At 35.0% G+C, this 9678-nt stretch carries 7 protein-coding genes; 5 read left to right on the top strand and 2 right to left on the bottom strand.

Going from position 1 to position 9678, the window contains the following annotated elements; genetic code table 11:
* Positions 1 to 223: 223 nt before the first annotated feature.
* Both QO200_RS18515 and QO200_RS18510 read right to left on the bottom strand, forming a co-directional pair.
* Positions 224 to 703, bottom strand: a complete 480-nt coding sequence (locus QO200_RS18515; protein ID WP_371543251.1) for a hypothetical protein — start codon at positions 701 to 703, stop codon at positions 224 to 226.
* Between the two features lie 122 nt (positions 704 to 825).
* Entirely contained in the window at positions 826 to 2580 is a 1755-nt protein-coding gene (locus QO200_RS18510) for a tyrosine-type recombinase/integrase (RefSeq protein WP_371543248.1), read from the bottom strand.
* A gap of 457 nt (positions 2581 to 3037) precedes the next feature.
* Between QO200_RS18510 and tgt the strand changes: the two genes are divergently transcribed.
* The 5 genes from tgt (at position 3038) to dnaB (ending at position 9340) form a co-directional block, all read left to right on the top strand.
* Positions 3038 to 4168, top strand: coding sequence for a tRNA guanosine(34) transglycosylase Tgt (tgt, locus tag QO200_RS18505; protein WP_371543245.1), 1131 nt, complete (start codon positions 3038 to 3040; stop codon positions 4166 to 4168).
* Between the two features lie 90 nt (positions 4169 to 4258).
* Positions 4259 to 5347, top strand: coding sequence for an LptF/LptG family permease (locus tag QO200_RS18500; protein WP_371543243.1), 1089 nt, complete (start codon positions 4259 to 4261; stop codon positions 5345 to 5347).
* Positions 5334 to 6257: a DMT family transporter gene (locus QO200_RS18495; protein ID WP_371543240.1), complete on the top strand. Its 924-nt coding sequence runs from the start codon at positions 5334 to 5336 to the stop codon at positions 6255 to 6257. The genes QO200_RS18500 and QO200_RS18495 overlap by 14 nt, the downstream gene beginning before the upstream one ends.
* A gap of 445 nt (positions 6258 to 6702) precedes the next feature.
* Complete coding sequence (locus tag QO200_RS18490) at positions 6703 to 7656, top strand: acetyl-CoA carboxylase carboxyltransferase subunit alpha (RefSeq protein WP_371543238.1); 954 nt, start codon at positions 6703 to 6705, stop codon at positions 7654 to 7656.
* Between the two features lie 139 nt (positions 7657 to 7795).
* Positions 7796 to 9340, top strand: a complete 1545-nt coding sequence (dnaB, locus tag QO200_RS18485; RefSeq protein ID WP_371543235.1) for a replicative DNA helicase — start codon at positions 7796 to 7798, stop codon at positions 9338 to 9340.
* Positions 9341 to 9678: the final 338 nt, after the last annotated feature.

Genomic DNA, 9678 nt, shown 5'->3' with positions numbered 1-9678 from the left:
TATTGATAAAATAAATAATACTAATGTTTTAATTTTCATTTTATTACGTTCGGTTTTCATTAACTGTTGCACAACGTGTCGCTGCTTTGAGATGGCTGGAAGTTCGTAACCGCTCAGTTTTCGGCTTAACGAAAACTTGATGCGAAGCGCTGATTCCACTAAACTCCAGCTAGCTCAAAACAGCTGTTGGCAAATCGGCTTTTTTGTACTTTCCAATTAGTTTTTACGCTTCTGCCACTTTTTCCACTTCAGATTTCAGATTAAAAATTAGATTCAAAAGTATTATTGCAATAAAATTTATGCTTATTTCTGTGAATCCATTTAGATTATTTATGTCAATTCTTGCCATACTATGTTTAAACATAAAATTAATTATTGTGTCATTTGTCAAATTCAGTTTTATTCCACCGTAAATTCCAGCTGTAAAATAGAAAGCATATCCTAAAACACCAAAACCTACGATTTGGATTAATTGATTATAAATCGAAAGATTTAAGCCTTCAATATTCCGTTTTTTAAGTAATAAATATCCACAAAAAACTGAAAAACTGTACAATAGAAAAATAGCTAATAAAAGTAGAAATATTCCGCCATTGATTTGAGTAAAATTTGGAAGAAATCTTATTGTATTTAGAATTCCGATTATTCCGCCAATCAATTGATAAAGTCCTAAATATTTTATTTTCGGAGTAATTTTTTCCATTAACTAAGTTGTATTTTATTTCTTAAATATTTAAAATTCTCTTTTTATTCGTTTCGTTTTTTTTAGCTGTTTGCCAACTTGTATATAACATCAAATATATACATCATTTTGGAGTTTTTATGCTAGTCACTCAGTTTTTTCTTATTATTTTCATCCACTAGTCGATCTAGCGGACTAAGTATTTTATCACTAGCCATTTTTGAAACATGCGTGTAGATCGTAGTCGTTTTAATACTGGCGTGACCCAGGAACTTTTGTATATACCTAATATCGGTGCCACTTTCTAGTAAATGAGTGGCAAAACTATGACGTAAGGTATGTACAGTTGCTCTTTTTTCCAAGCCTGACTTTTTCAAGGCTTGTCTCATCACTGATCGCGCGCTACCTGTACTATAAGGCTCTCCGGCAAATTGACCTTCAAATACATACTTATTGGGCTCGTACAATTTCTTATAAAGCTCCAAGGAATTCACAATAGAGTAGGGAAGCATCACCATGCGGTCTTTCTTGCCCTTAGCATTTTTAATATGAATTTTATGCTCCGTAAATAGGATGTCGCGCCATTCCAAAGTTACGATCTCACTAACCCTTAAACCCGCTCCATAGCCTATTAACAGTAATAATTTATGCTTTGGGTTGTCTACCGCCCTAAATAGCTGTAAGCATTCTTCCATAGTTAAAACAGCGGGTAATTTTTTTTCGGTTTTAGGTCGTGGTAGCTTAAGTTCAAAGCCTTTTTGATGTTCTATCTGTTGGTAATAAAACAATAGAGCGTTTACCATACTATGACCTGACGAGGCCGAAAGCCCACGTTCCATAAGACTCGCAAGGTATTTTACTATCTCTTTTTGTGTAATAGTGTGAGGGTCTCTAAACTGGTGATCCCGCAAGAATTTTAGAAACGAACTCGTATAGGTACGCATCGTGGAACTACTATAATTCAGCGCTAGGATCGTGTCAACCATCAAAGTAATGTATTCATGTGCGCCATCAGGAACTTGATTGAATAGTTGCTCCTTGGTTTTTCGTAAATCGAGTTGTTTTCTGTTGGGTAAGTTTTGTTTCAACAAATACCCTTTCGGAAGCCTGTTGTTGATCAATATTTTATGCGGCTCAAATTGCATGGTCATGGCATCATAAACCGTAGGCGCGGCAGGAAGCAAGTAGCAATCTTTAATGGTACTGTATCGAGCCATCGAGAACCGTTTTATTTTTTCGCGTAACACAAGATAAGGAGGCATGTATACTTCCATCCATTTTAAATCCTCTAGATGCGGTTTAAGTACAATGGATTCGCCCTGAAATATAGTTTCGTTTTTATAATAATCATTTTCAGGAAAAAAGGCAGGGGTATCAAGTATTTTTTCTACTAATTTCTGTACGTTTTCATGTCTTAAAGCCATGTATACTTTGTAATTCGCGTTCCAATAAACTCCTTTTGTTGCTAATAATTGCTTGCTGATATGCTGATAATACTGCATCTTGAAAACCCAATATTTCCCTAAATTAGGCAATAATTCTAAACGCATGTTGGGTGCTAACGAATTTGTATTCGTTATATGTTCAGGGTTATGCAGCACGGGTGCCGAATCTAACTGAAGTTCGCTTTTGGCTATGGCTGGAAGGTCACGGCTTATAGTAAGGCCGGCCAGCGGTTGCGTTTTAGTTTCTTTTGGGTTGTCAATAACCAAATCGTTAAAGGTTTGGTTAATGAGCTTGTAATTTTCTAAATTGTAATCAAAATACCAACAACGAAGCGACTGGCTATACATTCCCTTCAATTGTTTTAACTGAGAAATGGTTGCGCTATCGTGCTTAAAGAAAAGTCCGATTCGGTCTGCATCGCGATGCCAAATCTTTTTTACAATTATTTGCATAAGACGTTTATCAAACAACTAAAATACTACTTTATTTGTAATAATGACATATAATTTACTGGTTTGTAGACGGGTAGCTGTTAGAAAGCATACAGGTCGTTGTGAATCTATTTAAAAATGCTTTTACAAAGTAAAGGTAAGGGATAGCAGTGAAAATCCTCTCTGGTCTCGTTCTTAAACGAGACTAGAGAGATTGTAGCGAATAGCCCGACCGGAGTGAAATTGCGAAGAGGAACGAGGAAGCAATCACGTAGGGTACGCCCAAATGAGGGTTGAACTACAATTTGTTAGTATGCTTTTAATACTGATACGCCATTGTAAACAACAAAAAGTATTGCATTCGAAGCTTCTTTTGCTTGAGAATTCTAAAAGTTAATTAATTTTTATAATTATCTAATTTTCAAATTGTCTAATTAACCTATCTTTGCGCTCCCGAATGATCGGAAAAAAAGCATTTATGAAGTTTGATTTATTACAAAAAGATCCGCAGTCGAAAGCCAGAGCGGGAAGTATTACTACTGATCACGGTGTTATAGAGACACCTATTTTTATGCCTGTGGGTACTGTAGCCTCTGTAAAAGGGGTACACCAAAGGGAATTAAAAGAAGATATAAACCCAGATATTATCCTGGGAAACACCTACCATCTATATTTGCGCCCGCAAATGGAAATCCTGGAGAAAGCCGGAGGTTTGCATAAATTCATGAATTGGGACCGTAATATTTTGACGGATTCTGGTGGATACCAAGTATATTCCCTATCGGCAAATAGAAAAATTAAGGAAGAAGGAGTGAAGTTCAAATCGCATATTGATGGTTCGTTCCACTTTTTTACACCAGAGAATGTAATGGAAATTCAGCGTACCATAGGTGCCGATATTATCATGGCATTTGATGAATGTACACCTTATCCTTGTGATTACCGTTATGCACAGCGCTCGATGAAAATGACACACCGCTGGTTAGACCGTTGTGTGGACCATTTAGAAAAAGTGCCTGTTAAATATGGTTATGACCAAGCCTTTTTTCCTATTGTACAAGGGAGTTGTTACAAAGACCTACGTCAGCAATCAGCTGAATATATTGCTAATTCAAACCAAGTAGGTAATGCCATTGGCGGACTTTCAGTAGGGGAACCTGCAGAAGAAATGTATGCAATGACCGAAATAGTTTGTGAAATTTTACCCGAAGACAAACCCCGCTATTTAATGGGTGTAGGAACTCCTATAAATATTTTAGAAAATATAGCACTAGGAGTAGATATGTTTGACTGTGTGATGCCTACGCGTAATGCCAGAAACGGAATGTTGTTTACGGCTAACGGGACTATTAACATCAAAAATAAAAAATGGGCAGATGATTTCTCTCCTATTGACGAAATGGCTATTACTTATGTAGATACAGAGTACACAAAAGCATATTTGCGTCACTTGTTTGCTGCTAATGAATACTTAGGGAAACAAATTGCTACCATTCATAATCTAGGGTTTTATATGTGGTTGGTTCGTGAGGCCAGAAAACATATCTTAGCAGGGGATTTTAGAACTTGGAAAGAAATAATGGTGAAGAATATGAACCAGAGATTATAAAAAAAATGTTGATTTGTTTATTCGTTTAATCGAATAAGCAATCGGATGTTATGTTTCTAAACAAATAAACGATTAACCGATTACACTTTTATGTTAACAATAATAGATAAATATATTCTGAAAAGATACTTGGTCACTTTTGCGACCATGTTATTTATGTTTATTCCTATTGGGATTGTTATTGATGTATCAGAGAAGGTCAATAAGATGATTGAAAACAAAGTTCCAATACTGGAAATTGCAATCTATTATTATCATTTTACCATTTATTTTGCTAATTCTCTTTTCCCAATATTTCTGTTTCTATCGATTATTTGGTTCACCTCAAAACTGGCTAACAATACAGAGATTATTGCGATTTTAAGTTCGGGGATTTCTTTTACCCGTTTTTTAAGGCCTTATATTATTGGCGCTTCTCTTATTTCTATTTTTGTTTTAATCATGGGATTCTATGTGGTTCCAGCATCAAGTGAGGGGTTCAATAATTTTAGGTATACGTATCTAAAAGGCGGTGGCCCAGAAGCAATGCGGGGAGATAATACAGATGTTTACCGCCAGATAAACGACAACGAGTTTCTGTATGTAAACAGTTTTAATACCGTTTCTAAAGTGGCGTTTAATTTTGCCTTAGAGAAATTCGATAAGGAAAAACTGGTTTCTAAGGTTACAGCAAGTAGGATTAAATGGAATCCACAGGACAGTACGTATACAATGTATGATTATACAAAAAGAACCGTAGGTCTATTAGGGGATAAAATTGAAAAAATGCCAGAGAAAAAGACCAAATTTAGTTTTGATCTCGAAGACTTGACTCCCGTAATCTATATTGCTGAAACCTTGAGTTTAGATAAACTGTATCAGTTTATTGATAAAGAAAGAAAGCGTGGTTCTTCTAATATAAATATCTACTTGGTCGTTTTGTATAAAAAGTACAGTGTGCCAGTTTCGGCATTTATATTAACAATAATCGCCGTTTCTGTTTCTTATAAGAAAAGAAGGGGAGGCATGGGGATGAATCTAACCATTGGGATTGCAATTGCTTTTGGCTATGTATTTTTTGATAAAATATTTGGTACGTTGGCCGAAAAATCAACGTTTTCACCACTATTAGCAGTATGGTTCCCCAACATTATTTTTGGAATATTAGCGATTTTTTTACTACGCAATGCAAAACGATAAATTAAAAAGTTACATCAGCCTTCATCTAATTGTCTTTATTTGGGGTTTTACGGCCATTTTAGGCGCTTTAATCACAATTACTGCCGATGCTATTGTTTGGTATCGCATGCTCTTAGCTGCGGCGTTTTTATTCGTCTTTATCCTTTTTAAGAAAAAATCTTTTCGAATACCTTTAAACTCCTTCTTGAAATTAATTTTTGTTGGATTCCTGATTGCAATGCACTGGATTACTTTTTTTCATGCTATTCATGTCTCTAATGTCTCCATTACACTTTCTGTTTTTTCACTGGGGGCCTTTTTTGCTTCTTTGTTAGAGCCGCTTTTTTATGGTCGAAAAGTATTGTGGTACGAAGTATTCTTTGGACTCATAATAATAGCCGGATTAGGGATGATCATGAAAGTAGAGGTGAATTATCTAAACGGAATGTTGTATGCTTTAGTTTCGATTATTTTAGGGGTTTTGTTTACTCTAATGAACGGAAAATTAATTAAAAATCATGACGCTACCGTAATCTCCTTTTATGAGTTTATTGCGGGTGTTTTTTTTATATCTATTTATTTTTTGTACCAAAACAAATTTACCGCAGACTTCTTTGTGCTGAGTTTTAACAACTGGGTATTGATGTTGATTTTAGCATCAATTTGTACTGCTTATGCTTTTACAGCTTCGGTAAAAGTGATGAAAAAGTTGAGTCCGTATACGGTGATGTTGACTACTAATCTAGAACCGGTGTATGGAATTATATTAGCCTACTTTATCATTGGCGGAAAAGAAAAAATGAGCGCCTCCTTTTATATCGGTGCTGTAATTATAATCATTACGGTAATCTTAAACGGGATAATCAAGCACAAGACGGGTAACAAAGCGGTAGGAACTACTAAGGAAGCGGGATCTGCGGATTTAGTATAAGAGCAGTACTTTAAAGCAACGTTGACGTTTTTAAGCAGTATAAAGCTTTCTCAATAAAAGAAATCGCTAAAGCAGTGTGAAATAGATCTAGTAGTCTAAGCGAGGGGGGAATAGCTATAATTTTGTTGTCTTATTTTCTAGCTCTTTCAGTGCCAAGGATTAAAATAAGTAATAGGATTTAGTCAGTATAATCTTTGCTAAGTTTTTATCTGTGCACGCTTTTTGTCACTCAAGGATAAACGGACCTGCTTTTACCGCAACATGATTTAGTAGCCTTTTATTCATTGTATTAACTCAAACAGCGCTCTAGGTTTTACAAAGAATTTCGGGATTGATTTAAGGTTTGAAGAAGCCTTTTAGGAGTTAAATAAAAAATAAACAACAGCAAACGATTTAAAATTTTATATTTGCAGTTCGAAATAAAAAATAAAAACGCACAAATCCTATGGAATATTTAGATTTTGAGCTTCCAATAAAAGAACTAGAAGATCAGTTAGAAAAATGTATGGTTATTGGTAAAGAATCAGATGTTGATGTTACAAATACCTGTAAGCAAATCAATAAGAAGCTAATAGATACCAAAAAGACTATTCATAAAAATTTGACAGCATGGCAACGTGTTCAATTGTCAAGACATCCAAGCAGGCCGTATACATTAGATCATGTAAGAGCACTTTGCGGAGATACTTTTCTGGAACTTCACGGAGACAGAGGGTTTAAAGACGATAAAGCGATGATTGGTGGTTTAGGAAAAATTGGTGGTCAATCTTTTATGATTGTTGGTCAACAAAAAGGATACAATACAAAAACCCGTCAATATCGAAACTTTGGGATGGCAAATCCTGAAGGATATCGAAAAGCACTGCGTTTGATGAAAATGGCAGAGAAGTTTGGTATTCCAGTTCTTACGCTGATAGATACTCCAGGTGCTTATCCAGGACTTGAAGCAGAAGAACGTGGGCAAGGGGAAGCTATCGCCAGAAACATATTTGAAATGGTTCGTCTTAAGGTGCCTATTATCACTATAATTGTAGGTGAAGGAGCCTCAGGTGGAGCATTAGGAATAGGAGTGGGAGATCGCGTTTATATGTTGGAAAACACTTGGTATTCTGTAATTTCTCCAGAGTCTTGTTCTTCTATTTTATGGAAAAGCTGGGAATATAAAGAAATTGCTGCCGAAGCATTAAAATTGACTTCTTCAGATATGAAAAAGCAAAAATTAATCGACGATATTATACCAGAACCATTAGGAGGAGCTCACTTTGATAGAGAGACAACTTTTATAACCGTAGAGCAATATATCATGAAAGGATTTAATGAACTTAAAGACTTATCAACAAAAGATTTAATCGCTCAGAGAATGGACAAATACAGTAAAATGGGTGAATATAAAGAGTAAAATCTTACAAATTTAATAAAATCCGAAGCCCTACAGTTTCGGATTTTTTTTTGGTTATAAACAAAATGCAGTTACTTGTAAACAATTATTTGTAATAAGTCAACAGCAATTTTTTTTAATTTTATGTTACTTTTGCTACATGGAAAACTTCAGGAATATAAACCCCGTCAAGGTCGACAAAACAACAATTATAAACCTGGAAAAAGGGAAGCTTCCTCCACAGGTATTAGAGTTGGAAGAAGCCGTTCTTGGGGCTATGATGATTGATAAAAAAGGAGTAGATGATGTAATTGATATTCTATCTCCTGATGCTTTTTATAAAGATGCTCACAAACATATTTTTGAGGCAATCGTTCAGTTGTTTACTGAAACGCAGCCTATAGATTTACTTACCGTATCAGCACAGTTAAAGAAAAATGCCAAATTAGATTTAGCCGGTGGTGATTTTTATTTAATTCAGCTTACGCAAAAGATATCCTCATCAGCGCATATCGAGTTTCACTCCCGTATTATTCTTCAAAAATTTATACAACGTAGTTTGATTCGAATTTCTTCGGAAATAATCGAAGAATCTTACGATGAGAGTACTGATGTTTTTGATTTATTGGACAGAGCAGAATCAAAGCTCTATGAAGTTACGCAAGGAAATATAAAACGAAGTTCTGAAACAGCTCAAAGTTTAGTACTACAGGCTAAAAAGAGAATTGAAGAAATTGCAGGGCAAGAAGGCTTAAGTGGTGTAGCGACAGGTTTTGAAAAGTTAGATAAAATTACTTCAGGTTGGCAACCAAGTGATTTAATTATTATCGCGGCAAGACCAGCGATGGGTAAAACGGCTTTTGTATTGTCAATGGCAAGGAATATGGCGATTGACTATGGTATGCCAGTAGCCTTATTTTCGCTGGAGATGGCGTCTGTGCAATTGATTACCCGTTTGATTTCTTCTGAAACGGGTTTGTCTTCAGAGAAATTGCGTACTGGTAAATTAGAAAAACACGAATGGGAACAACTGAGTACTAAGGTTAAGAACTTAGAGAAAGCACCTTTGTTTATTGATGATACGCCTTCACTTTCTATTTTTGATTTAAGAGCAAAAGCAAGACGTTTGGTGTCACAACATGGTATCCGAATTATTATTGTCGATTATTTGCAATTAATGACTGCCGGAGGAAATGGTAAAGGTGGTGGAAACCGTGAGCAAGAGATCTCAACAATTTCCCGAAATTTAAAAGCATTAGCAAAAGAACTTAATGTTCCCGTAATAGCACTTTCTCAGCTATCGCGTGCAGTTGAAACGCGTGGATCTAGTAAAAGACCTTTACTTTCTGACCTTCGTGAATCGGGTGCGATTGAGCAAGATGCTGATATTGTATCTTTTTTATACCGTCCTGAATACTATAAAATTGATGAATGGGATGATGATGAAGCTTCACCTACAGCAGGTCAAGCAGAGATTATGATCGCGAAGCACCGTAATGGTAGTATTGAAAACGTTCGTTTGAAATTTATTGGACATCTCGGTAAGTTTGACAACTTAGAAGATCATAGCGGTAATTATGATGATTTACCTTCTTCTATGAATCAAGATGAAAGTTCATTTATAACTAAAAATTTGCCTTCGCCACATGAAGCATTCGGGAGTAATCTCAATGACGATGATGACGACAGTGACATGCCTTTTTAGAAAATTTAATAAGCCTATTTTTATAGGCTTTTTTTATGATTTGTAAAATTTCATTTTCTTTTTTCGATACTAATTTTTTGATTTTATTGTAGGTAAGTTTTTATCCTTTTATCAATGGAAAGTACGTTTTTATAAAAAAAGTAATTTTATAAGGTCAAGAAAGACGCTTCCAAATTCTGGAAAGATAATTAGATACGTAATCAGTTCAGTTATTTATTTGTGTAGATGGAGTGGTTTCTGTTATTTTAATTTAAAATTGTTTTTTATGTTTTAAGACTAGTAATTTTAAGGTGGTTTTAAAAGTATAAAAAGTAGTGTTTAGGATGTTAAAAATTTAA

Origin of the sequence: Flavobacterium sp. Arc3 (assembly GCF_041431375.1) — a bacterium.
In the GTDB taxonomy this organism is placed as follows: domain Bacteria; phylum Bacteroidota; class Bacteroidia; order Flavobacteriales; family Flavobacteriaceae; genus Flavobacterium.
This window is presented reverse-complemented; position numbering and strand designations above follow the sequence as displayed.